Below are 24,904 nucleotides of genomic sequence, written 5' to 3' on the forward strand. Positions count from 1 at the left end.
AAAAGACCGAGGTGTAATAAAAGTAAATCAAATAAACAAAGACCCTGTAAAATACAGGGTTAAGGGAACACATAGTTTCTTAAAACCATAATAGCATATATTTTTTGTATAGTTATATGAGAGGTTTGACAAATTTAAGAACAAGATTAAAGATCTTTAAGAAAACAAATATAGTGCTAGAAAATTGATTTGTAATTTAAATGTTAATATATTGATATAGACGAAAACCCTTGGTAGCTCAATCAAATTAAACGATCAAGTTATGCAGAAATATGTTGATGTGTACCTATTCTATCAAGGTACATAGAACTAAAACTAAGATATTCTTACGAACTCAAAAAGCCGAAATTCCTTAACTTAGGAATTTCGGCTTTGATGTTTTATCTTGGGGTTGCTATTGGAATGAAGTTTGGCACGTCTACTGCACCAGAATTATAAGTTCTCCGTTTCCTTAAATTAGAAACTTATACTGGATTACTGCAGTTAAATTGTTGTCATTTTAAAAGAACTGTTAGATAAAAAAGAAAAATCTATTGCTTTGTATTTAACTTGAAAATTTTTCTTTGAGTTAGCATCTTTTACATAATAATTATTGAGGAGGGAAAAATTTACTGAGAAATGCTATCAAATACAAGAATAGGCTAGTCTAATTTCTAATGGTCCCAGTATCTTTTATTTTGACGTGTGTCTTTACATTTATTTTAGCCTCTGCTAACGCTTGCAACCAATTTCCTTTTAGTTTTTTCCACTCTTTATATTGAAAAGCTCTAGCATATAGGGATAATCCGATTGGATCAATTTTATTCTGCTGTATTTCATCCAAAATATCTTGTAACTTCTTATTAATTTCTTTTTGAATAGCACTCTTTAAATTATTTATGTTTTTTTTATTATCATAATGTCCCTTAATTAAATTCGCATTGGTTTTTTCTATTAAAGCTACATTTGCATTTATATCGAGATTAAATACAAACTTTCCGTTTTGAAAATTAACATCTACCTTCCTTGTCGCATTCTGTACCAAGATAGAAGTGTTTGGTTTTTTGTTGGATTTTTTAGGAGGAAGCACAAGGTGTAGTATCATCCGGCCTTTATTTTTGGGCTTATTTATAAGATTGAAGAATTTAACATCTTTTTTAGGGATACGAGTTAAAAATTTTCCTTGTCGATCTAAAAGTGCAATTCCTATCGTGTCAATTTCATTTTTTGTTTTTTTGATAACTGGAACAGCTTGTGTCATTCCTTCTTCATTTTGTTCTCTCATTAATTGTTGAATAGTGGAAGAAACGGATTGATTATTTTGAATGGAGGATTCGATTACACTACTTATATAAGATGGTAGTGATGGTTTATCGGGCTTATTAATTGTGAAAATTTCTTCTACAGGTCCATCAACAAGTACTACTTTAGCATTAATGGTAGCGTAAGGATCACGGTAAGAAGAATCAAGCTCCTGCATCCAATTTGCTTCTTGGGCCAATTTTTTCCCAATTAAAATGATTTCAGCTTTGGAGGCTGTCATATAGCCCGTTAACTTCGTATCTATCTTACTGAATCCATTATATACAGTTGATGCCTGAGTCCAGTTCTCTATAGTACTTTTTTGCTGTCTATGATGAAAGAGTGGTATGCTTGTGCCCACCTTTACGTCTCCATTAGAGTTTCTATCCAAGGCAATTAAAAGGATTAATGAAACCTTCTCAAGAGGAATTCTCTGACTACAACCAATTAAACATACACAACAGATTACAATCCATATCCATTTTCGAATCAAAGCTGTTTCCTCCTAGTAAACCAAGTAAAAAGAATGCTGTAAGCGAAAAAAAAGATTGGTAATAGAATAAAGAAAATGATATTTAAGATATCCATAAGAGAATATATAAATAAATATTGATCCACATCGGGATTTAGAAAAACGAATAAGCTGACTATTAATAGCATAAAACCAACTAGCACCCAATTGCGAACGGTTTTTTGAAATAAAATGGTTACAGATTCGAAACTGAAAAATAAATACGGATATATTGTAGTGGAAAATACAATCAAATAGTAAGCGATATATATAATTTCTAATCGTTCTACGAAAGAAAAACGAACCCCTTTTAACAGATGAAATACTGGCCAAATTACGTCTTTTATCCCCTCCGGACTAAAGTATATATAAGAAAGAATAGTCACATATATATAGAAAAACATGGTTCCAGTATTCGCTATTAGTATTCCTTTTATGGCTTTTTGTTTTTTTTGTAAGAACGGATAAATAAAATATGCAATTTCTAAGCCTGCATAAGGAGTAATGGTTTCTTTTGTTGCCTTTACAATAGGGTATATGCCATCTTTAAAAATAGGTAGTAGATGTAAAGGATTGTAGTTACTTTTTAATGAAAAAAGAAGAAATAGTGGCATCCAAGTAGTGAAGAAGAAAACAAGCATAGAATAACTAGTAAGAGCCCTTAACCCACTCAGGGCTAAAATGATAAAAGGCAATAGTAATAATATGGCGATTTGATAAGCAGGAGTGGAAGGGAATATCCACACTTTTACAATATCAGTTGCCTTTAATAAAGTATTAAAACCAGCAAAAAATAGATAAAAGGCATATAAAAGAAGAAAAATTGTCCCTAGCCATTTACCAAAGTATGTATTTAAGATCTGAGAGAAATTTTTGTTAGGATTTTTTTGTAACATTAATATAATAATTACGCCAATTATAGAAGTAATTATCCATCCCAGAATGATAGAAATCCAGCCATCTGTACCAGCGGTAGTGGCAAGAGGGCTTGGCATAATTAACATACCTGATGCAAGTTGCAGTGAATGAATGAAAACAATATATTCGAATAGGGTTATGCTTTGGAATTTAAGATTTCCCATGCGAACCACCTTCTTTTTTCTTTCTTTGTTTCGGCTGTCCTGTACTCGAGCGGGTGGTGATCATAGAAATAGGAAATCTTACAAAAGAATCTTTTAACTCTTGGAGACGAAATGGTGCAATTGGCAATCCATATGGTGAACCATAGGAAGTTAGTGAAACAAAATGAGCAAATAAGAGCATTAATCCACTAACAATACCTACAATCCCATAAAAATAGGCCAATAACATCATTGGAAAACGAATAAGCCGAATACAACTTGATAAATCATAATTAGAAACAATAAATGATGCAATGGCGGTAATAGATACGATAATAACCATAACGTTACTCACAAGACCAGCTTGAACAGCCGCCTGCCCAATTACAATCCCTCCAACAATTCCAATTGTTTGTCCAATTGGTTGTGGTAAGCGAATACCAGCTTCACGTAGCATTTCTAGTGTGATTTCCATTATAAAAGCTTCCAATAAAGGAGAGAAAGGGACTTTAACTCTTGACGTTGCAATAGAAGTGTATAGATCTAAAGGAATGATTTCAAAGTGAAAAGAGACTATAGCAATATAAATTGCGGGTAAAAAAATAGCTATAATAAATCCTGCAAATCGTAATAAGCGAAAAAATGATGCAATGAGCCAATGTATATTATAATCATCTGGAGTCTGAAAAAATCCAATTAAATTCATTGGGACAATCATCGCACCAGGAGATCTATCAATTAACACTGCTACTTTTCCATCAAGTATATGATTAGAAATGGCATCTGGGCGTTCACTTAAATAAGCCTGTGGAAAAGGAGTCCAATTTTGATCCTTTGTAAAATTAGATAGTTCTCCAATGCTCAATACCGCATCCGTTTTAATTTTACAGATTCTAGTTTCTATTTCTTGGACCACATCTTCGTTTGCTACATCCCCTAAGTAAATTAAATAGACTAAAGAAGTGGCGCGTTCTCCAATTGTCAATTTTTTAATTTTCAATTCAGTAGAAGGAATATATCGACGAATTAAGCCTATGTTTTTTGTGGCATTCTCAATAAACCCATCATGTGAGCCTTTAATAGTAACTTCTGAAATGGGTTCTTGAATCGCTCTCTCTGCCCAACCTTTTGTATTTATTAGAAGGGACCTCTTTTCTCCTTCCATAAACAGTACACATTGTCCCTCAAGTAATCCTTCTTTAATTTCATTCCACGTATATACTATTTTGGTATGAGTAGCAATAATATTAGAATTAAATATTTGACTGTCTTCATTCACTGCTTGTAATAATGGTGTAACAACATTTCCTTTTAATGCAACACCATCTGTAAGGCCTTCAAAATAATATAGTAAAATATTCGTGTTTGTTTTTAATTGCAAAGGATGTTCAATCAAATCTGCACTAATATCAAAGATATTATCTAATGTGTTTTTAAGTTCATTTAAGTTACTTGTTTGGATTTTTTCAATGGTTATATCTGTCTTAGTTTCTAAGGTCTCTTCATTTAAGGACAAAATTGACACCTCTTTAATATATAACGATTAGTTGTATTTATTATTATTATATGATTGAATTTTATTCACTGATTTAAACTGATTTGGATCAAGAATAACTAGGTTTGATGTGCTATATTATAAATTCAATAATTGAGAGCAAAAAAGTAGATTTAGTTTTATCGGGTCATGCACATGGGGGACAAGTTCGGTTACTGTTTATCGGGGGATTAGTTGCTCCTAATCAAGGAATACTGCCTAAATATACAGCGGGTTTATATGAAAAACAAAATACGTCTATGATAGTTAGTAGAGGATTAGGCAATAGTATCATTCCGCAAAGAGTTTGTAATAGACCTGAGATCGTAGTCGTGCAGTTAAATTAATCTGTACGGCTTTTTTGTTCAGGGGAATAATTTAAAGGGAGTTTTTCTTCAGTACAAGTTTCCATTACAATTTTGTTAAAATTTTTCAACGTTACATAAAGTAACAAAATTTGACCTATTGAATTTGTTATAGTGTAAATAATCAAAAAACTTAAAAATTAGTCGAGTTAAAATAGTTATTATTAAACGATATTAAAAATATAAAGGGGTGTACAAATGCATAAAGAATTTGAAATTGAAGAATATACGGCGATCGAGGAGCAAATTCATTATTATAGTACGTCTTTATTAGTAAGTCATCCTGAGCAAATTGTAAAGTATTTAGAAAAACGGTTGGAAAAGTATGCAGAAACGTTACAATATGCACATTTATATCCGGAAACGGTTATATTACCAATACAGCAAATAGTTATCGAATATTCATTAGATGTTGCTAGAATTAGAAGGTATTTAAATTTAAAAACATAACAAAAATCGAATAATTTACAATGAAACAGAGTCGACTTTAAGAAAAGATATTCTAATGTCGACTCTGTTTCATTGCTTTATTAAATAACAGAAAAAAAATTTTTTTGAAAAGTTTGACATATAATAACTCGAGAGTAAAATAAAAGTGAGTACTCACTCATTTTAAAGAAAAGGGGGATTTTTAGTGCAGCAACCTTCAATTATTTTACGAGATGTATCAAAAAGTTTTGGGAAAAAAGAAGTTTTGCATAACCTTTCGCTGCAAGTAGAAAAAGCAGAAATTTTTGGCTTGGTTGGACCTTCCGGATCAGGGAAAACAACACTCATTAAAATGATTGCAGGTATTAATGAGTCAACTACAGGGGATGTAATTGTTTTTAATACAAACATGCCTAATCTAAATGAAATGAAAAGAATTGGTTATATGGCTCAGGCTGATGCATTATACGAAGAACTATCGGCATATGAAAATGCAGATTTTATTGCAACGATGTATGGGTTAAAAGGTAAGCGTAAGAAAGAGAGAATCGTAGAAGTTTTTGAACTTGTGCAATTATCAGAGCATATGAAAAAGCAAGTACAGCATTTTTCAGGTGGAATGAAAAAACGTTTATCATTGGCGATAGCACTCCTTCATGAACCAGAAATATTAATTTTAGATGAGCCAACAGTTGGGATAGATCCTCTACTTCGAAAATCGATTTGGGAGAAGTTTTATGACCTTAAAAAGAAAGGAACAACTATTATTGTAACAACGCACATTATGGATGAAGCTGAGTTTTGCGAACGTCTAGGGCTAATTAGAGAAGGGAATTTAGTTGCGATTGGCACACCGGAGGAATTGAAAAAACAAACATCTTCTGGACGAATTGAAGATGTCTTTATGTTAGAAGGAGTGATTGAATCATGAGAGTTAATGGTGTAGTCATCCGTATCATTCGTCAATTTTTTCGAGATAAGCGTTCTTTAGCAATGATGTTTGGGGCACCAATGTTATTACTTTGGTTATTGTCGCTAGTATTTACACAAAAAGACTATATACCGCATATTGCTGTAGTCGATGTGCCTGCTCCTATAGTAAAAGCAATGAAAAATCAAGAAGCATCAATTTATGAATATAGTAAAGACAAAGCAGTTTCGGAGTTAGAAAAGCAAAAGGTAGATGCAGTAATTCATTTAGAGAATGGAAAAATGAATCTTCTATTAGAAGGCAGTGATTCATCAAAAAATCGTGCGGTACTTCAAGTATTGCAAAAGAGTACAGAGAAGAGTGATGTATCAATGATGAAGCCTGAAGTGAATTATTTACATGGCTCTAAAGACATTACGATGTTTGATGGGCTTGGTCCCGTATTAATTGGTTTCTTTACATTTTTCTTTGTATTTATATTATCCGGAGTTTCTTTCGTAAGAGAACGTTTAAGTGGTACATTAGAGAGATTATTGTCCACACCAGTGAGAAGATGGGAAATAGTTGTAGGATATATTATTGGTTTTGGAATCTTTGCATTTATACAATCTATTATAATTGTAAGTTTTTCAGTTTATATTTTAGATTTATATGTAGCTGGCTCAATATGGCTAACGCTACTTATAACATGTATGCTTTCTTTAACTGCACTAACATTAGGCACATTTTTATCGGCATACGCAAATAATGAATTTCAAATGATTCAGTTTATACCGCTTGTTATCGTGCCACAAGTTTTCTTTTCTGGGTTGTTTCCAATGGAATCCATGAATACATGGTTACAAATGTTAGGTAAATTATTTCCACTCACATATGGTGCTGACGCAATGAGACAAGTAATGATTCGGAATCAAGGGTTTGCAGAAATTGCTGTAGATCTTACTGTTTTATTTCTTTTTTCACTATTATTTGCAGTAGGAAATATATTTGCTTTAAAGAAACATCGCAAAATATAATGACGATAAAAAGGAGCTTTATAAATGAAGAAGGATTGGCTGGAAGAATTAGTTGCCGCAACGAATACTGATAAACGTAATGAACGTCAAATGCGTATATTAGAGGCAGCTGTTGATATGTTTGGAGAAAAAGGGTACGCCTCAACTTCAACAAGTGAGATTGCAAAAAGAGCTGGTGTAGCGGAAGGAACAATCTTCCGCTACTATAAAACGAAAAAAGATTTATTGTTTGCAGTCGTGATGCCGACCTTAACAAAGTTTGCTGCACCATTTTTCGTACAAGCCTTTGCAAAAGAAATATTTAAAACAGATTATGAATCGTATGAAGTGCTTTTAAGAGTAATAATTCAAAATAGATTTGAATTTGCTAAAAAGCACTTTCCAATGATAAAAATATTAATTCAAGAAGTACCATTTCAGCCTGAACTAAAAAGTGAAATACAACAATTAATAGAAACAGAACTGCTTGTACATTTTAAAAAGTTGATTGCAAAGTTTCAAGAAGAAGGGACAATTATTGAAATACCACCATCTTCTGTATTACGACTTACGTTATCAGCTGTATTAGGATTACTCTTAACGAGGTTCTTATTATTGCCTGAAGAGAAATGGGACGATGAAGTGGAAATTGAAAATACGATTCAATTTATATTGTATGGACTAACGCCACGGAGGTAATGAAATAAATTATGCGAAATTCGCCGGTTGTTCAAGTTGCATAAAGGAACGAATTGCTGTTGAGACTGGCTAAATACCTATCGTTAATTCTGATAGAAAATCTGAATTCAAACGCTGATATAACGATAACGACTCTTTAGCCATCTGATCACGCTGGAGTAGTGGTGAATCTAGTTGTTTAATACAGACTTTTAATAAGACATTATAATATGTATAAGAACTACAAAAGATACACGAAATTCAAAGCAATCGATATAAAATCGATTGCTTTTTTTTATTTCAGAAGAGAAGCGTAACATAATATTGGCTAAGTTAAACGAGCTAAGACAAAAAACAACAATAGGCCACAGGATGAATTAACGTAAGAACTCGATGTGAATCGGACAACGCTTTGGAGTGACGTGAAAAGTAGTGGACTTTATGGACTTCCAAAACGAAATCATTGATAGTTTGCTAGCAGAAAAGCAGGAGTAAGTATACGCATAGTTTATGAATTTAATTGGATTGATTTTAAGATAATAGTCGAATGGATAAAGGTACTTTTACACGACGTGAAATGAAATCGAAAAAAATCGATTAAATTAAACGTTAAAATTAGGTGATTTAGAAAGTGGATTGTCGAATTTTATTATTAGGGAACATTTCTTTAAAAGTTCTTTAACAATCGCACATTTTAAAACGTTACAAATTAATTGAAATATGAATGCCATTTAAATTTATAACTTGATTAAAGATTTTTATTTAGGGCATATAGCCAGGTGAAGGATAAAAAATTAGGATGTAATGTTACCAACGCGAAAGGTAGTATTTGGAAATCGCGAGAAGATCTTTTATTAGTTATTAATGCATACGCCGCTCTATTTATCAAATTGAAGTGTATGTGGGCATATTTTCAGGTATTATAAAACACAGTTTAAAAATAGCATGAGCATTGGCTGAGGTATTTCATAAATATGCAGGGAAGAGAAAAACACTTAGCGGTTTGATTACTATTTTAAAATCGTGGGCAATTTGATTTGATGAAAAGTATTATTAAAAACATATTTTGAACCATCCCCAGAAACGATAGTGATAATTTCAGATTCGGAAAAAGATAGAGATTATAAAACAAAAAAATACATATTTCGACACAAAGTACCCTATGTTGTTGTAGAACAATGTAGGAATTTTTTTGTGCATTGGTACAGAATCTGTTTTAAAATTAAGTTATGACAGAATTGTAGCAATTGTCTAACTAATATTTGTGTCTTTTAAGAAGTAATGTTTGTAGTAGAAACTCGTACGCTGTCGAAACTCAATATTCGATAAGGGGTGTGTAGCGGAATGGAATTTACTCTAACTCGCGAAAAACAAATGATTAAAGAAATGGTACGTGACTTTGCTGAAAAGGAAATCGCACCGAAAGCTGTGTATTATGACAAAACTGCAGAGTTTCCATATGAAACATTTCAAAAAATGGGCGAACTAGGATTGTTAGGCATCCCATTCCCAGAAGAGTATGGAGGTTCAGGTGGCGATACAGTATCGTACGCGTTAGCAGTTGAAGAAATTGGTCGTGCTTGTGGTGGTACTGGTTTAAGCTATGCTGCAACAATTTCATTAGGTGCGTCTCCAATTTATTATTTCGGTACAGAAGAACAAAAACAAAAATATTTAGTTCCAATGGCGTCAGGGAAAACATTAGGTGCTTTCGGATTAACAGAGCCAAACGCTGGATCTGATGCAGGGGGCACACAAACGAAAGCAATATTAGATGGCGATGAATATGTTATTAGTGGCGAAAAGTGTTGGATCACAAATGCAGAGTATGCAAATACAATTATTGTAACCGCTATCAACGGTGTTGAAGACAATGGTAGAAAACGTATTTCTGCATTTATCGTACCGACTACTAGTGAAGGATTAACGATTTCAAGCCCTTACGATAAGATGGGTGTTCGTGCTTCTAATACTTGTGAAATCGTACTTGATGGTGTGCGTGTACCGAAAGAAAATATACTTGGTGATGTAAATAAAGGATTTAAACAATTCTTATATACACTTGATGGAGGACGTATTTCAATCGCAGCATTAGCAGTAGGTATTGCACAATCTGCATTTGAACGTGCATTGCAATATGCGAAAGAACGTCAACAATTTGGAAAAACGATTTCTAATTTCCAAGCGATTCAATTTAAATTAGCTGATATGGCGACTGAAGTGGAATTAGCGCGTAATTTAGTACATAAAGCAGCTTGGTTAAAAGATAACGATAAACCTTTCGGTAAAGAAGCGGCTATGGCAAAGTTGTTTGCATCTGAAGCAGCTAGTCGTATCGCGAATCATGCAGTACAAATTCATGGTGGATATGGCTATATGCGTGAATATGAAGTTGAACGATATATTCGTGATGCAAAACTGTTAGAAATTGGTGAAGGAACTTCTGAAATTCAACGTCTCGTAATTGCAAGACATTTAGGATGTAGATAAAAAGGAGGAGTCACTATGTTTCAAAAAATATTAATTGCTAATCGCGGGGAAATCGCAGTTCGCATTATGAAAACTTGTCAAAAACTTGGCATTCGTACCGTTGCTATTTATTCTGAGGCTGATGAAAATGCCCTTCATGTAAAATTGGCAAATGAAGCTTACTTAGTAGGCGGTCCACGTGTCCAAGAAAGCTATTTAAACCTTGAAAAAATTATTGAAATAGCTAAGAAGACAAATGCTGAAGCAATCCATCCGGGGTACGGATTATTATCAGAGAATCCATCCTTTCCGATTCGCTGTAAAGAAGAAGGAATCGTATTTATCGGTCCTTCAGAAGAAATCATTACTAAGATGGGAAGTAAAATTGAGTCACGTATAGCGATGCAAGCAGCAGATGTGCCAGTAGTTCCAGGCATTACTACAAATATTGAAACTGCTGAAGAAGCAATTGAAATTGCAAAACAAATTGGTTATCCATTAATGCTTAAGGCATCCGCAGGCGGCGGAGGCATTGGAATGCAGTTGATGGAAACTGAGCAAACGCTCACCAAAGCATTTGAAAGTAATAAAACAAGAGCGCAAAATTTCTTTGGTAACGGAGAAATGTATTTAGAGCGCTATATAGCAGATGCACACCATATTGAAATTCAGCTTTTAGCAGATACACATGGTAATACAGTGTATTTATGGGAACGTGAATGTTCAGTGCAGCGCCGAAATCAAAAAGTAATTGAAGAAGCGCCTTCACCATTTTTAGATGAGGGTACACGAAAGGCTATGGGAGAAGTTGCTGTACAAGCTGCTAAAGCTCTTGGTTATACAAATGCTGGCACAGTGGAGTTTCTTGTAGATGATCAAAAGAACTTTTATTTCTTAGAGATGAATACGAGATTACAAGTAGAACATCCAGTTACAGAAGAAATTACTGGGTTAGATCTAGTTGAACAACAACTACTTATCGCATATGGTGAGAAGCTATCATTTACACAAGATGATGTAAAACGTAGTGGTCATGCCATCGAGGCTCGTATTTATGCAGAAGATCCGAAAACATTCTTCCCATCACCTGGGAAAATTACAGATCTAACGTTACCGACAAATGTACGTATTGATCACTTTTTGGAGAATCAAGTAACGATTACACCTTTCTATGATCCAATGATTGCGAAAGTAATCGCTCATGGCGAAACTCGTGAAGAAGCGATTTCAAAATTACAGGATGCGCTGCAAGAGTTAAAAGTAGAAGGTATTAAAACGAATACACCAATGCTACTACAAGTATTGGAAGATGATGTGTTCAAAAGTGGTATTTATACAACGGGTTTTGTAACGAAACAACTTGTTAAAAAATAAGATTTATGAATATTAAGGGGGAAAAAATGATGACGAAAGTATATGCATCGATGGCAGGAAATGTTTGGAAGATTGTTGTAGGAGTAGGAGACACAGTAGAGGAAGAGCAGGATGTCGTCATTTTGGAATCTATGAAAATGGAAATTCCAATCGTTTCAGAAGAAGCCGGAACTGTTATGAAAATTAACGTACAAGAAGGCGATTTTGTAAATGAAGGAGATGTATTACTAGAAATTGAATAGGGAGATATAGGGGGAAGCGAATTGAAACTACCTAATTTTGCTGTCATTAAAGAAGTCGGGCCACGTGATGGCTTACAGAATGAAAAAAAGATTGTTGGCACAAAAGATAAAGTAAAATGGATTCAACTACTTACAGAAGCGGGATTGTCGTACGTTGAAGTTTCCTCATTCGTTCACCCTAAATGGGTTCCTGCATTAGCAGATGCAAGTGATGTATTTTCTGAGCTAAAAAGGGATCCAAATGTTACATATGCAGCGCTTGTTCCAAATCAAAATGGTTTGGAACGAGCTTTTTTGCAAAATGTAGATGAGGTGAATGTTTTTTTATCAGCAAGTGAATCTCATAATAAAAGTAATATTAATAAATCAGTTAAAGAAGCATTAGCTGTAATTGAAGATATAACAAAACAAGCAACATTCGAAGGGAAAAAGGTAAGGGGCTATGTTTCTACTGTATTTGGATGTCCTTATGAAGGAGATATAAGTGTTGAAGCGGTTGACGAAATATGTAATCAACTATTTTCATACGGCATTTATGAAATCTCACTTGGTGACACGATTGGTGTAGCGAATCCGTTACAAGTAGAGCAAGTATTAGAACATTTATTAAAGAAATATGATGCTTCGCAGTTTGCGATGCATTTTCATAATACGTATGGAATGGCACTAGCAAATGTAGTTAAGTCTTTAGAACATGGTATTACAACGTTTGATAGTTCTTGTGGTGGACTGGGAGGATGTCCTTATGCACCAGGAGCATCGGGTAATGTTGCTACTGATGACTTAGTACATATGCTCCATAAGTTAGGTGTCCAAACAAATATAGACGAAGAAAAGTTATTGAGAGCTAGTCATTTTATTCAAAATAAGTTAAATATCCAATTACCGAGTCATGTGTATAGAGCGCTTCAACATAAAACGATAAGTAGGTGAGAAGATGCTACAATTACAAAACATTTCCGTTGACTATGTTACACCGCATGTTGTAAAGATTTCGTTAAATCGTGAAAGACAAGCTAACTCATTATCTTTGGCATTATTAGAAGAATTACAAACTATATTAACTCAAATAAACGAAGAATCAAATACGCGCGTTGTTATTTTAACAGGGGCTGGCGAAAAAGCGTTTTGCGCTGGTGCTGATTTAAAAGAGCGTGCCAACATGAATGAAGAACAAGTTCGCCATGCTGTGGGTATGATTCGTTCTACTATGGAGATGGTTGAACAATTACCACAACCAGTTATTGCTGCAATAAATGGAATCGCACTTGGTGGAGGTACTGAATTAAGCTTAGCTTGTGATTTTAGAATTGCTTCTGACACTGCAAGTCTAGGTCTCACTGAAACTTCCCTTGCAATTATACCTGGGGCGGGTGGTACTCAGCGCTTACCTAGATTAATTGGAATTGGTAGAGCGAAAGAATTAATTTATACAGGAAGACGTATTTCGGCGCAAGAAGCGAAAGAGTATGGTTTAGTAGAATTCGTAGTACCAGCTGATTTACTAGAAGAGAAAGCAATTGAAATTGCAGATCGAATTGCTAATAATGGTCCAATTGCCGTTCGATTAGCAAAAGAAGCAATTTCAAATGGTATTCAAGTAGATTTACATACCGGCTTACAAATGGAAAAACAGGCGTATGAGGGCGTAATCCATACGAAAGATAGATTAGAAGGATTACAGGCATTCAAGGAAAAACGCAAACCAATGTATAAGGGGGAGTAAATATGTTAGATCAAAAACAACAATCTAATTCATTTGAAGAACGAGTTGAAACAATTAAGCAAGGCGGGGCACCGAAATATCATGAACAAAACAAAGCAAAAGGGAAACTTTTTGTTCGAGATCGTTTGGCTCTTTTATTCGATAATGGTGAATATGTGGAAGATGCATTATTTGCAAATTGTGAACAAACTGGATTACCAGCTGATGGTGTTGTAACTGCGACTGGTAAAATACATGGTCGTACTGCGTGCGTAATGGCAAATGATTCGACTGTAAAAGCTGGATCATGGGGAGCACGTACAGTTGAAAAAATTTTACGTATTCAAGAAACAGCAGAAAAATTACGTGTACCGTTATTTTATTTAGTTGATTCTGCTGGAGCGCGTATTACAGATCAAGTTGAAATGTTCCCTGGACGCCGCGGTGCAGGAAGAATCTTTTATAACCAAGTGAAATTATCTGGTAAAGTGCCACAAATTTGTTTATTATTTGGACCTTCAGCGGCTGGTGGTGCGTATATTCCAGCATTTTGTGACGTTGTTATGATGGTTGAAGGAAATGCTTCTATGTATTTAGGGTCTCCGCGTATGGCTGAAATGGTTATCGGTGAGAAGGTAACTTTAGAAGAAATGGGCGGAGCACGTATGCATTGCTCAGTATCAGGATGCGGAGATGTTTTATGTAAAACAGAAGAAGATGCAATTACGCAAGCAAGACAATATATTTCTTATTTTCCAAGTAACTATTTAGAAAAGACTCCTTTGATTACACCTCAAGAACCGAAACAGTTCGATAAAACGTTAGAAGAAATCATTCCAGAAAATCAAAATGCTCCTTTCAATATGAAAGATCTCATTAACAGAATTATTGATGAAGGTTCTTTCTTTGAAGTGAAAAAATTATTTGCTCAAGAACTAATTACAGGTTTAGCACGCATTGATGGTAAGCCAATTGGCATTATTGCAAATCAGCCGCGTATGAAGGGCGGCGTATTATTCCACGATTCAGCTGATAAAGCAGCGAAGTTTATAAATTTATGCGATGCATACCATATTCCATTATTATTCCTTGCAGATGTACCTGGATTTATGATTGGTACAAAAGTAGAACGTGCCGGAATTATTCGTCACGGTGCAAAAATGATCTCTGCAATGAGTGAAGCAACTGTACCGAAAATTTCTATCGTCGTTAGAAAAGCGTATGGAGCTGGCTTATATGCAATGGCAGGTCCAGCGTTTGAACCAGATTGCTGCTTAGCATTACCAACAGCTTCTATTGCAGTAATGGGTCCAGAAGCAGCGGTCAATGCTGTATATGCAAATAAGATTGCAGCTTTACCAGAAGAAGAGCGTGCAAGCTTTATTGCTGAAAAACGAGAAGAGTATAAGAAAGATATTGATATTTACCGTTTAGCATCTGAGATGGTGATTGATGGTATTGTTCATCCAAACAATTTACGTGAAGAGTTAAAAGGACGATTCGAAATGTATATGAGTAAATATCAAGTATTCACGGATCGTAAACATCCTGTATATCCAGTTTAAAAGCCCTATTTAGGGCTTTCTTGCTCAAAAAGTCAAGGAGGGGAAAACATGAAACAAGCAGTTTGGTTTCCAACAGAAGAATATAAAGAAAAAACGCGTTTATTTGGTTGGATGAAATCATTAGGCTATGAAGATTACGAAGCTTTTTATAATAAGTCAATTGAAGAAACAGCTTGGTTTTGGGGAGAAGCTGAGAGAGCAGTTGGCTATCAGTGGATGAAACCATATACAGAAGTGTTAGATTTAGAAAATGGTACACCGTTTGCACAGTGGTATACTGAGGGAACTTGTAACGTTGTAGAATCTGCTTTATCTCGCTGGCTTGCAGACGATAAAACGAAAACACAAGCAGCACTTATGTATGAAGGGGAAAACGGAACTTCGAAATCATTTACATATGAAGAGCTTGACAGTTGGGTAAGCTGTGTTGCAAACGGTTTGAAACATGCTGGTATTGAAAAAGGTGATCGTGTAACAATTTACATGCCAATGATTCCTGAAACAGTTGTTGCTATGTTAGCAGTAATGAAAATTGGAGCGATTATTTCACCAATATTCTCAGGTTTTGCTGCGGATGCAGTAATGACACGTGTACAAGCAGCGGGTTCAAAAATGATTATTACCGCAGATGGCTTTTCACGCCGTGGGAAAATTGTTTCATTAAAAGATGAAGTAGATAAAGCTTGTGAACATTGTCCAACTGTTGAAAAGGTGGTAATTGTTCGTCATGCAGGAAATGATTTTACACCGCATAATTATGATTTTTCATGGAGTACGTTAGAAAAAGAAAAACCATTTATACATGCTGAAGAAATGAACAGTGATGATCCATTAATGCTTATATATACATCTGGAACGACTGGTAAGCCGAAGGGGACAGTACACACACATGCTGGTTTCCCGTTAAAATCTGCATTTGATGCAGGATTTGGAATGAATATAAAACAAGGCGACCGCGTATTATGGGTAACTGATATGGGCTGGATGATGGGACCATTTTTACTATTCGGCTCTTTAATTAATGGTGCAACAATGGTTATGTACGAAGGTGTTCCAGACTTCCCAGAAGCAGATCGCTTATGGGAGACAGTTGATAAATATGAAATTACTCATCTCGGTATTTCGCCAACGTTAATCCGTGCATTAATGGCAAAAGGTGATGAGTATGTAAATAAACATTCTTTAAAGAGTTTAGAAGTATTCGCATCAACAGGAGAACCTTGGAATCCAGATCCGTGGATGTGGCTGTTTGAAACAGTTGGAAAAGGAAAGGTCCCGATCTGTAACTACTCAGGTGGAACTGAAATTTCTGGTGGGATTTTCGGTAATGTTCTTATAAAGCCAATTGCACCGATTAGTTTTAACGCATCTTTACCAGGAATGGCAGCAGTTGTACTTGATAATCAAGGTAAACCGATTCGTGATGAAGTCGGAGAATTATGTTTAGAAAAACCGTGGGTTGGTATGACGAAAAGTTTCTGGGAAGATGATGAGCGTTATGTGAACACATACTGGTCACGTTTTGAAAATAAATGGGTTCATGGTGACTGGGTCATTTATGACGGTGAGCAATATATCATTACAGGACGTTCAGATGATACGTTAAACATTGCTGGAAAACGTATTGGGCCTGCTGAATATGAATCTATTCTTGTGAAACATAATGATGTAATAGAAGCAGCGGCAGTTGGTGTACCGGACGATGTAAAAGGTGAAGTTTGTCATTGTTTTGTTGTATTACGAGACGGTGTAATATTCTCTGGAGAGTTAAAGAAAGAATTAATGAGTTTAGTAAACTCTCATATTGGTAAAGCTTTATGTCCAAAAGACATCCACGTTGTAGAAGATTTACCAAAAACACGAAATTCTAAAGTAATGCGACGTGTTATTAAAGCAGCTTACTTAGGAAAAGAGTTAGGAGATTTATCGTCACTTGTAAATCCTGAAGTAGTTCCGTTTATTCAGGGGTTACAGTCTAGCAAACTATAAAATTACGAATGAGCTCTATGTAAATAGAGCTCATTTTTAATGTTTACAAAAAGATAAGAGAGAAAAAGTAAATTTGAAGTTGAAAAATCTACTATTAGTGTTAAGTATGTCTGTTTGTTTTTAGTTTTTATCAAAATAGGATACTGTGGCTGTCTATTCAATGGAGTGATTGAATTTTGCTAAGAATGAAAATTTAGTGAAGAAAAAAGTAATGAATAAAAGGAGAAATCCCTGGGGGACAGGGATTCAATAAGGGAGATATTATTGTCGTTCAATGTCGAAATTTGGCGTATCCGACAAATTAATATTATCACGAATTTTCAGGAGATTGTGATAGTGGATGTGTCAAAAATGTGTACGGGTTTCATATAAAAGTGTTATTTAAATAGGAAAAGGGAAAAGAATTAAGTTCACTGGTTCTTAAGATTTTTTCCCTTTTAAATTTACTGTTTGTTCGTTGTTCTATATACAGCTGAAATTGGTAAATCTTCGCCATGTAAAGCTTGAGTACTGTCCTTTTTGTTTGAATCATGTGCCTCCTGAGATGTTTCTTGCATTTGCTCTTGGGCTTTACTAGGAGTATTCAGCGCATCCGATGACACATAATCAAGTTGTTGACTTAATAGATTTTTTTTATCCATGTTATGTAGCTCCTTTTTGAACTTAGATATAAAAACGAAGTATTTTTAAATAGTTACGTGGATATTATGTATCTTTGAATGGAATTATATACACAAACTATATTGAGAATTTAACTAATTATAAAAATTACTTGTGATGACAAGCTTAAGAAATATAAAGATCATTAGTTCTTAATAAAAGCGTTATTTTAGTAGGGTGTCACGAAATTTCATTTGAAAGGAACATCCCAATGATAAAAAAGAGCACTGTAAATCAGTGCTCATCTTATCAAAAATTACTTAGTACTTAAAAATAAAACCATTACGGACAATTCACAATGGTAATAGTGACGCTAGCCATTGTTCCAGGAGAATCAAGAAGTGAAGCAGTAACGGTTACTGTTCCAGGCCCATTAGCGGCTAGAAATACAACGGTAAAGTTACCTAAAGCATTGGTAATGACAGCAAGAGGAACCATGAAAGCAAGAGAAGGGTTACTAAATGAAAAACTGACCACTACTCCTGGAGTAGGACTACCGTTTACTAATACTTGACCCGAAAAAAATAAAGTATTATTTCCTTGAGTGGATACACATGCTGTGGTTTCGTTAGAAGTCAAGGTAATAGATGCAGGCCCAGCAGGAAGATTAAATCCAGTTGGTCCAGTTGGTCCGGTAGAACCAGTTGATCCCGTTGGTCCTGTAGAACCAGTAGCTCCTGTAGAACCTGTAGAACCGGTGGGACCAGTAGGGAATTGAAAGGGTTGAACAGGTGGAAGTGTAGGTCCAATAGAACCCGGATTAAGTGCAGCAAAATATAAAAACTCGTGCATTTTTATCACCTCTAAAAATCGTATTACTAATAGTAAATGTAATGATAGAGCAATGTGAAATGGACAAGCGGTTGTATTTTAATAAATTAAACAAAATAGTTATTTGATAGAAAAAGAAATTAAATATAAAAAGGCGATTATCGTCAAATCGCCTTTTGGGTAATGCAGTGTAATTTTATTCAGTTATTTGAAATATAGTTTCATTCGGTTTGGAAAATCCATACAGTTTCCTTGCGAATTTTAAAATTTCTTCTTCACTACCTGTTAAAGCTTTAACATCATTTTTAAGGGAATGACCATCCTTCTTTAAAGAAGATAATTTTTGTTGCTCCGTATTAAGCGTGATTTGTTTTTCTTTAATCATTTCTTGTTGGTTATTAAGAGAATATTGAAGGACAAAAATTACAGATAATATAAAAGCCAAAGTAGTTATAATACGGCGTCTTGTTTTTTTATTATTACCTTGTTGGGTGTTAGGGTTCACTTGCTGTGAGGGTATCTTAGGATTTGATTGTTGTGATGATATTTTTGGGATGTTTCCCATTAAAATGCCTCCATTACTGATTGTAGAATTTAAACCGTTTAAAAGTATTATAAATGTTCAATGGGAATTTTAGAAGATAGTTTAATATAGATGAGTTTTGTAAAGTTTAAACAAAATCCTTATTTAAATAAAAGGAACCCCGATTGTCTGCGGGGCCCCTAAGGGTAATCGTCAAGTAATGACGTACTCGACTAGTTAACGATATCATGAATTTTTTGGTAAATATACTGGTAAATGCGTCCAAATTAATGAGAGCATTATTTGAAACAAAAACGCTATTTGCGCGACACGTTTCCTTATAAGTGTGTAAACACGAAATAGGAGGGTTATCAATTTGATAACAATAACCAATTGACTGAAAGTAGGAATGAAAGCCGTCAGGTTGAGCTGAAACTACTTATCTAATACTCCTACATGCAAGGCGTGATAGTAGTCACAAATTGTATGAAGCTAGGTGAAGTCGGCTGAACAAAACCTAAGTGAGAAATTATATGGTAATGGATAGGTCGGGATGCTACAAAATATCTATGGTGAGAATGTCTAAATGGACTGGCGAACTTGCGAATGTACGGGTCTAAACGTTTAATACATCAGAAATGTGTATGTCGTTAATGACGACGTTATCTACCGAAAAGTAAGATTAAATAGTATGAAATTCGGAACATCTAACGATGAGGATGTAAAGATAACAGGCTTAAAGTAAGCACCTAAGGATATATGTATAGCTAAGTCAATCGGAACGTGGTAAGCAAGAAACTGTCACTAACGCCTACTAGCAGACAGGTGTATATAAGGTTCTAACGAACCGAAATTGCCTTATTCTTGTGAAGGTGGGGACACAGTACCAGCGAAGCATGTAACGAATGTGGAGGGATAGTCCCTAGTCTTGTTCTTTGAAAACTAAATCAATTAGATGTAACTCACAGGATCGAGTAAGATGATGTGACCTTTCGTAAGAAAGGGGAATTAATACGTTGGTGAGTACAACATTGTTTGTAATCTAGTTGCTTTAGTATAGAAGAATAAGATGGGACGCTGTATGCGGTGAAAGTCGCACGTACAGTGTTAAGCGGGGGAAAAGATGGAGATAACTTCAAAGTCTTACCTATCGCAACTAATAGGGAGGGGAATAATGATGATTCCATGGGACAAGCGAGTATACATTGTATCAAGGTGATCATTTTATTACAGAGGGGACAATTTTAGAGGTTAGTGAAAAGGCGAATAAATCATTATATTGGCTTTGGTGCATGTTAGCTCCAAGCTATGAAAAAGTGTGCGGTAATAGTGCAAAGCGACTTCGGTTGATTCGGATAGATGATGACGAATGATATAAAAATTTCATTTTGTAGAGAAATGAGGTGATTAAGGATGGGCATAGAATATGCCATGTTTGTATTAAAAAAGAGCAGAATTTAGCCTATATATAAAGATGTTGGAATTGTTCTAAAGGGGGGGATATCTGAAATATAAATAATTGAGGGGAGTGAACTAATAATGGAAACTAGTACTTTTTTAGGATTGTTTTGGGGATGGATAACGGTTATCGTATCGGGAATACTTTTCGTACGTCCATCGGTACTACGTGAATTGAAAAAATTAGTGGTTGAAGACAGAGGATTTGGTATTATGTATGGTTTTCTATCGATTTTCCTAGGGTTAGGTAGTGTAATCCTACATAATGTATGGGTATTCAACTGGCAGGGGTTCCTAACGGTTATTGCATGGCTTGCATTATTAAAGGGAATCTACATAATTGCATATCCTGAACCCTCCAAGAAAACAGACTTTGAATTAAGGGTACTATCTACACGTATAGCGCTCGCTATCATTGGCGCCTTGGCTTTATGGATGCTTATAGTAATCTATATAAAATAATCCTTTTCTAATAAGAACTATATTAAAATAAGTCTCTACGTGTTCATTGACAAAAAGCTGACTATACTTAGTCAGCTTTTTGTATATTACATTCTAGTATTTATCGGTCACAAAAGACATGTTCTCTCTTTTAGGTCGATATTGAAAATATTACCAATTTTTTCTTTTACAATGACAACAAATAAAGAAACATTTACAACGACACTTATTTCGTTTAGAACTCCAATCATTATCACAATGATTCTTTTCTTTAGATTTCCACCAATCATCATTACAATGCTTTTCCTTAGAACTCCAATCATCATCACAATGATTCTTTTCTTTAGATTTCCACCAGTCATCACAACAATGCTTTTTCTTAGAACTCCAACAATCATTTTTCCAGGACATTCTTTTATACCTCCCTTCAATAGGATTCATACTATTCTATGTTTTAGTAAAAGAATGGCTTGTTTATTAACCTATTATTTTACCTTTATATGATAGAGTGCTTTCTACTAGATATAGAATTCATACAAACTATGCTAATTTTCAAGAGATAGTTGAGAGAACTACTGGTTATGATATTAATCAACAAACACTTGTTGAAGGAAACGTTAAGATTTTAAATAATATCTTATTTTGGAGTACGCTTTTCTGAATGTATATTTCACAATGGTAAAGGGGAAATATACCAGATCACTGCAAACAAAGCCTATGTATATGTGAAGTAATAGGAAAAGGTGGTCCCTATTCAAGGAGCCGGCTTATTAAAAGTATAAATAAGAAGGTTTAGTACAAGTGTTTGTTTTTTTGTTTCTATGCTGTTGTCTCGTACACTTTTAAGCTATTGGACATACTTTACTAGTAGAAAGGATTAGGGGGTGAGGTTTTGGGTTCTCGATTTAATAATTGTAGAAAGAAATGTACGTGTAAGCATGATGATTGTTGGGATATTTTTGAAGAGTGTAAAAATGAAAAGAATGAGAAATGTGACAGCTCTTGTGTACAAGGAATTAGAGACGAGCTTAAAAAATTAATTAATAAAACAGTGCGAATTAACACTGAAGGACGTACTTATATAGGTACTGTTTCTTCTGTAACTTGCGATGTTGTTAAGCTAGCTGCTATTCCTGGTTCAGTTGCAGCAATTATATCTCTTTGTAAAATTGAAGCAATTTTACCACCTGCTACAACTGTTGCTGATGAGTTTGATTTTAACGGTGTTGACGTAGCAAATAAAGAGTAATTATGCTTTATTTATGCTAAGCCATTCTTATGAATGGCTTTTTATTTTATTTAAAAGGGAATATATTTTTCATATAGAAATAAATTTGAAGGTGTATAAAAGGTTGTGTGAAAGGAGAATGAGAGTGATCAAGCTGAAACAATTTACAAGAACTGATTTCAAACAATTAATTAATTGGATCGATTCCGAAGAATTCTTAATACAATGGTCAGGAAGTGCATTTACATATCCTTTAAATGAACAGCAATTAGAGAAATATATAGAAAGTGCAAATACACTCGCTTTCAAAGTAATAGATGAAGAGACTGAAGCAGTTATTGGTCATATTTCACTTGGGCAAATAGATAATATAAATAAATCTGCTAGAATTGGAAAAGTGCTAGTTGGTAATACGGAAATGAGAGGACATTCAATAGGGAAATATATGATGAAAGCAGTACTTCAGGTTGCTTTTGAAGAATTGAAACTGCATAGAGTTACTCTTGGTGTTTATGATTTTAATACGTCAGCCATTTCATGTTACGAAAAAATAGGATTTGTAAAAGAAGGTTTATTAAGAGAGGCAAAAAAAGTAGGAGAAACGTATTGGAACTTATGGGAAATGAGTATGTTAGAATATGAATGGAACAATAATTAACAACAGTTCTTTATAATTATGTTATGTTAACTAAAGGGGTTTGGTGGGAAATCATGAATAAAAAAACAAAAATAATTTCAATTGCAGCCGTTTCAGGAGGGGGGAAAACTACAATTACAGAAAGTTTAACGCATGAGCTAACGAATTCAAAGGCTCTATACTTTGATAGTTATAAATTTGATAACTGTCCTGCTGATATTTGTAAATGGATTGATGATGGAGCGAATTATGATGAATGGCTACTTACACCACTAGTCCAGGATATTCAGCATCTTATACGAGATAGTAATTTGGACTATATTATTGTAGATTATCCTTTTGCATACTTAAATAGAGAAATGGGAGAATTCATTGATGTAACTATATTTATCGACACACCTTTAGATATTGCGATGGCTAGAAGGATTTTGCGAGATTTTAATGAAGATACAATGAGTGAAATACATAATGATTTGAAACATTACATGACACATGCGAGAAAAGCTTATTTAGAGGCAATTCATACTGTTAAACCAAATTCAGATATTGTCTTGGATGGATCTTTATCTGTAAAGGAAATAATTGATCGTACACTAGAGGAACTTAATCGAAGAAAAGTGATTGTGAATGATTAAATGTATAGAGGAATATGTACAAAAGGATGAGCCACATTATATTATAGATGCCGTTAAGTGGACCAGTGGGGTAGGGGAGAGATAAGTGTGTACACTTTATTTCAATATAATTGGCAAGTAAGAGAAGAATTGTTTAAGTGGTGTGAACAACTTAATTAGTATAGATTTTAAAAGTAAATTAGCAATATAAATGGTAAGTGAAAACGCTCAGATTTTTCTGAGCGTTTTTTAGCGTAATATGTTTTATCAACCTAATTGAACTAACACTACCTGTTAATTTAATATAATTTGCTTCACAAATAAATAGAGGGAAATCGATAAAGTCAGAACCTTAAAGAATTTTGGAATCAAAATGGAAGTAGACAAACTGTTCACAGCCCCTTAAAATCAAGCAATAACTTTATTCGTTCGGATAAAGATTCTGATATGTTTTTACTGTATGTTTAATTAAATCCTTTAAAACATCGATATCGATATTAGCTAATGTATTAACATAAATACAAGCCTTACTCTTCGTGTGTTTACCAAAGTTTTCCAATAATTTTTCTCTTTCCTCACTTTCGTAGGTCAAATAAAGACTAATTTTCGCCTTTCTTGGTGAAAAACCCACTAAAGGCGCATCCCCTTCACGTCCTGATGCATACTTATAGTGATAGCTACCAAAGCCAATAATACTAGGGCCCCACATTTTAGCGTCGTAACCAGTTACTCCTTCAAAAATTTCTAATAACTGATAGGCATCTGCCTTCTTCTTCTCATTTTCCACACTTTCAATAAATTCAATTACACTATTTTCAGTTTCTTTCATCTTTGGTTCAGACATATATGTACCCTCCTATTCTCTGAATAAATTTATTTTAACATAAAACTTAAACTCGGTATTCAAACCAAACGTATCTGTGCAATACACAGTTCTCGTCATCGGCTCGATATGTAATACATTTATGTACATGTCGTGGACCATCCCGTCACGATAGTATGAAATCAATATTTCCTCTTTGTTTTGTAGTGATTGCACAAGCCATATTTGCAGTTGTTCTTTCATATCTTCAGTTACAATTGGTTTCGGTACTTTATTCAAATCATTCAGCATTTCTCTAATTCTTTCGTATTGTTCGGCATATTGGGCATTCGTTATCAAGACCTAAATCGTAAAAAGCCATAAAAAATAAGAGATGATACATATTATATATAACTAATTCATGATCAACAGCATCCAATATGGTATGGCAGGGCTGGAAGTGTTGGAAGTACTACGGGCACAGTTGGGCATTATTAATAAGAGCCCAATAAAAAATTCTCTTGGATGCAAGAGGATTTTTTATTGGGAATAGTAAGGGGGAGGGAGGTGCATTACATATGGGAAAAGGTAGAAGTAATAATGCTGGTAAAAAGCAACCGAATTTCGATGATTCATCTAAT

25 protein-coding genes and 1 pseudogene are annotated in these 24,904 nt (G+C 34.4%); 17 read left to right on the plus strand and 9 right to left on the minus strand.

What is annotated here, in order from left to right; genetic code table 11:
• Positions 1 to 646: 646 nt before the first annotated feature.
• Genes EXW56_RS11985 through EXW56_RS11995 form a run of 3 tightly spaced genes read right to left on the minus strand, consistent with a single transcriptional unit; the run spans position 647 to position 4,369 of the window.
• Positions 647 to 1,774, minus strand: coding sequence for a Ger(x)C family spore germination protein (locus EXW56_RS11985; RefSeq protein ID WP_002109989.1), 1,128 nt, complete (start codon positions 1,772 to 1,774; stop codon positions 647 to 649).
• On the minus strand, positions 1,771 to 2,874 hold the full coding sequence (locus tag EXW56_RS11990) for a GerAB/ArcD/ProY family transporter (RefSeq protein WP_078181598.1): 1,104 nt from the start codon (positions 2,872 to 2,874) through the stop codon (positions 1,771 to 1,773). The genes EXW56_RS11985 and EXW56_RS11990 overlap by 4 nt, the downstream gene beginning before the upstream one ends.
• Complete coding sequence (locus tag EXW56_RS11995; RefSeq protein ID WP_002161729.1) at positions 2,861 to 4,369, minus strand: spore germination protein; 1,509 nt, start codon at positions 4,367 to 4,369, stop codon at positions 2,861 to 2,863. The genes EXW56_RS11990 and EXW56_RS11995 overlap by 14 nt, the downstream gene beginning before the upstream one ends.
• A 140-nt stretch (positions 4,370 to 4,509) precedes the next feature.
• Between EXW56_RS11995 and EXW56_RS12000 the strand changes: the two are divergent.
• The 12 genes and pseudogenes from EXW56_RS12000 to EXW56_RS12055 form a co-directional block, all read left to right on the plus strand.
• Positions 4,510 to 4,734, plus strand: a pseudogene (locus EXW56_RS12000) (hypothetical protein); the annotation flags it as partial.
• Between the two features lie 216 nt (positions 4,735 to 4,950).
• Positions 4,951 to 5,202, plus strand: coding sequence for a hypothetical protein (locus EXW56_RS12005; protein WP_002017002.1), 252 nt, complete (start codon positions 4,951 to 4,953; stop codon positions 5,200 to 5,202).
• 184 nt (positions 5,203 to 5,386) lie between these two features.
• Positions 5,387 to 6,112 carry an ABC transporter ATP-binding protein gene (locus EXW56_RS12010; RefSeq protein WP_002032219.1) on the plus strand — a complete coding sequence of 242 codons (726 nt, stop codon included), beginning with the start codon at positions 5,387 to 5,389 and terminating at the stop codon, positions 6,110 to 6,112.
• Complete coding sequence (locus EXW56_RS12015; protein WP_002200450.1) at positions 6,109 to 7,128, plus strand: ABC transporter permease; 1,020 nt, start codon at positions 6,109 to 6,111, stop codon at positions 7,126 to 7,128. Before EXW56_RS12010 ends, EXW56_RS12015 begins: the two co-directional genes overlap by 4 nt.
• 24 nt (positions 7,129 to 7,152) lie before the next feature.
• Positions 7,153 to 7,806 carry a TetR/AcrR family transcriptional regulator gene (locus tag EXW56_RS12020; RefSeq protein ID WP_002109999.1) on the plus strand — a complete coding sequence of 218 codons (654 nt, stop codon included), beginning with the start codon at positions 7,153 to 7,155 and terminating at the stop codon, positions 7,804 to 7,806.
• Positions 7,807 to 9,129: 1,323 nt separating this feature from the next.
• Positions 9,130 to 10,275, plus strand: a complete 1,146-nt coding sequence (locus EXW56_RS12025; RefSeq protein WP_002110003.1) for an acyl-CoA dehydrogenase — start codon at positions 9,130 to 9,132, stop codon at positions 10,273 to 10,275.
• 15 nt (positions 10,276 to 10,290) lie between these two features.
• On the plus strand, positions 10,291 to 11,628 hold the full coding sequence (locus tag EXW56_RS12030) for an acetyl-CoA carboxylase biotin carboxylase subunit (RefSeq protein WP_002200449.1): 1,338 nt from the start codon (positions 10,291 to 10,293) through the stop codon (positions 11,626 to 11,628).
• Between the two features lie 26 nt (positions 11,629 to 11,654).
• Positions 11,655 to 11,870, plus strand: coding sequence for an acetyl-CoA carboxylase biotin carboxyl carrier protein subunit (locus EXW56_RS12035; RefSeq protein WP_001985297.1), 216 nt, complete (start codon positions 11,655 to 11,657; stop codon positions 11,868 to 11,870).
• A 21-nt stretch (positions 11,871 to 11,891) separates the two neighbouring features.
• A complete protein-coding gene (gene mvaB, locus EXW56_RS12040; protein ID WP_078181593.1) occupies positions 11,892 to 12,803 on the plus strand; it encodes a hydroxymethylglutaryl-CoA lyase in 912 nt (303 codons plus the stop codon).
• Between the two features lie 4 nt (positions 12,804 to 12,807).
• A complete protein-coding gene (locus tag EXW56_RS12045) occupies positions 12,808 to 13,596 on the plus strand; it encodes an enoyl-CoA hydratase (protein WP_215558496.1) in 789 nt (262 codons plus the stop codon).
• A gap of 2 nt (positions 13,597 to 13,598) precedes the next feature.
• Positions 13,599 to 15,140 carry an acyl-CoA carboxylase subunit beta gene (locus EXW56_RS12050; RefSeq protein ID WP_002017014.1) on the plus strand — a complete coding sequence of 514 codons (1,542 nt, stop codon included), beginning with the start codon at positions 13,599 to 13,601 and terminating at the stop codon, positions 15,138 to 15,140.
• Between the two features lie 48 nt (positions 15,141 to 15,188).
• Positions 15,189 to 17,129, plus strand: coding sequence for an AMP-binding protein (locus tag EXW56_RS12055; protein WP_215558497.1), 1,941 nt, complete (start codon positions 15,189 to 15,191; stop codon positions 17,127 to 17,129).
• 443 nt (positions 17,130 to 17,572) lie between these two features.
• Here EXW56_RS12055 and EXW56_RS12060 read toward each other — a convergent pair whose 3' ends face one another.
• The 3 genes from EXW56_RS12060 to EXW56_RS12070 all read right to left on the minus strand — a co-directional run bounded on the left by EXW56_RS12060 (position 17,573) and on the right by EXW56_RS12070 (position 19,125).
• On the minus strand, positions 17,573 to 17,770 hold the full coding sequence (locus EXW56_RS12060; protein WP_002110011.1) for a hypothetical protein: 198 nt from the start codon (positions 17,768 to 17,770) through the stop codon (positions 17,573 to 17,575).
• 301 nt (positions 17,771 to 18,071) lie between these two features.
• A complete protein-coding gene (locus tag EXW56_RS27970; RefSeq protein WP_215558498.1) occupies positions 18,072 to 18,581 on the minus strand; it encodes an exosporium leader peptide-containing protein in 510 nt (169 codons plus the stop codon).
• A 175-nt stretch (positions 18,582 to 18,756) separates the two neighbouring features.
• Complete coding sequence (locus tag EXW56_RS12070) at positions 18,757 to 19,125, minus strand: FtsB family cell division protein (RefSeq protein ID WP_002200443.1); 369 nt, start codon at positions 19,123 to 19,125, stop codon at positions 18,757 to 18,759.
• Positions 19,126 to 20,288: 1,163 nt separating this feature from the next.
• On the opposite strand from EXW56_RS12070, the gene EXW56_RS12075 reads away from it, so the two are divergent.
• Positions 20,289 to 20,456 (plus strand): hypothetical protein, encoded by a 168-nt coding sequence (locus tag EXW56_RS12075; RefSeq protein ID WP_215558499.1) that lies wholly within the window; start codon positions 20,289 to 20,291, stop codon positions 20,454 to 20,456.
• Between the two features lie 166 nt (positions 20,457 to 20,622).
• Positions 20,623 to 21,003: a hypothetical protein gene (locus tag EXW56_RS12080; protein ID WP_002127497.1), complete on the plus strand. Its 381-nt coding sequence runs from the start codon at positions 20,623 to 20,625 to the stop codon at positions 21,001 to 21,003.
• 107 nt (positions 21,004 to 21,110) lie between these two features.
• On the opposite strand, the gene EXW56_RS12085 is transcribed toward EXW56_RS12080, so the two are convergent.
• A complete protein-coding gene (locus EXW56_RS12085; RefSeq protein WP_353479620.1) occupies positions 21,111 to 21,413 on the minus strand; it encodes a hypothetical protein in 303 nt (100 codons plus the stop codon).
• A gap of 461 nt (positions 21,414 to 21,874) precedes the next feature.
• Here EXW56_RS12085 and EXW56_RS12090 point away from each other — a divergent pair, with 461 nt between their 5' ends.
• From EXW56_RS12090 to EXW56_RS12100, 3 genes are all read left to right on the plus strand, one after another.
• The gene (locus EXW56_RS12090; protein WP_002110017.1) at positions 21,875 to 22,231 is read left to right on the plus strand and encodes a hypothetical protein; all 357 of its coding nucleotides are present in this window, start codon (positions 21,875 to 21,877) and stop codon (positions 22,229 to 22,231) included.
• Between the two features lie 118 nt (positions 22,232 to 22,349).
• Entirely contained in the window at positions 22,350 to 22,868 is a 519-nt protein-coding gene (locus EXW56_RS12095) for a GNAT family N-acetyltransferase (RefSeq protein WP_080013716.1), read from the plus strand.
• A gap of 53 nt (positions 22,869 to 22,921) precedes the next feature.
• The gene (locus tag EXW56_RS12100; RefSeq protein WP_002200439.1) at positions 22,922 to 23,482 is read left to right on the plus strand and encodes a nucleoside/nucleotide kinase family protein; all 561 of its coding nucleotides are present in this window, start codon (positions 22,922 to 22,924) and stop codon (positions 23,480 to 23,482) included.
• 400 nt (positions 23,483 to 23,882) lie between these two features.
• Here EXW56_RS12100 and EXW56_RS27620 read toward each other — a convergent pair whose 3' ends face one another.
• Entirely contained in the window at positions 23,883 to 24,305 is a 423-nt protein-coding gene (locus tag EXW56_RS27620) for a DUF1801 domain-containing protein (RefSeq protein ID WP_002110021.1), read from the minus strand.
• Between the two features lie 12 nt (positions 24,306 to 24,317).
• Positions 24,318 to 24,623, minus strand: coding sequence for a YolD-like family protein (locus EXW56_RS27625; protein ID WP_255298775.1), 306 nt, complete (start codon positions 24,621 to 24,623; stop codon positions 24,318 to 24,320).
• Positions 24,624 to 24,904: the final 281 nt, after the last annotated feature.

It is taken from the genome of Bacillus mycoides (assembly GCF_018742245.1).
GTDB classification, from domain to species: domain Bacteria; phylum Bacillota; class Bacilli; order Bacillales; family Bacillaceae_G; genus Bacillus_A; species Bacillus_A cereus_U.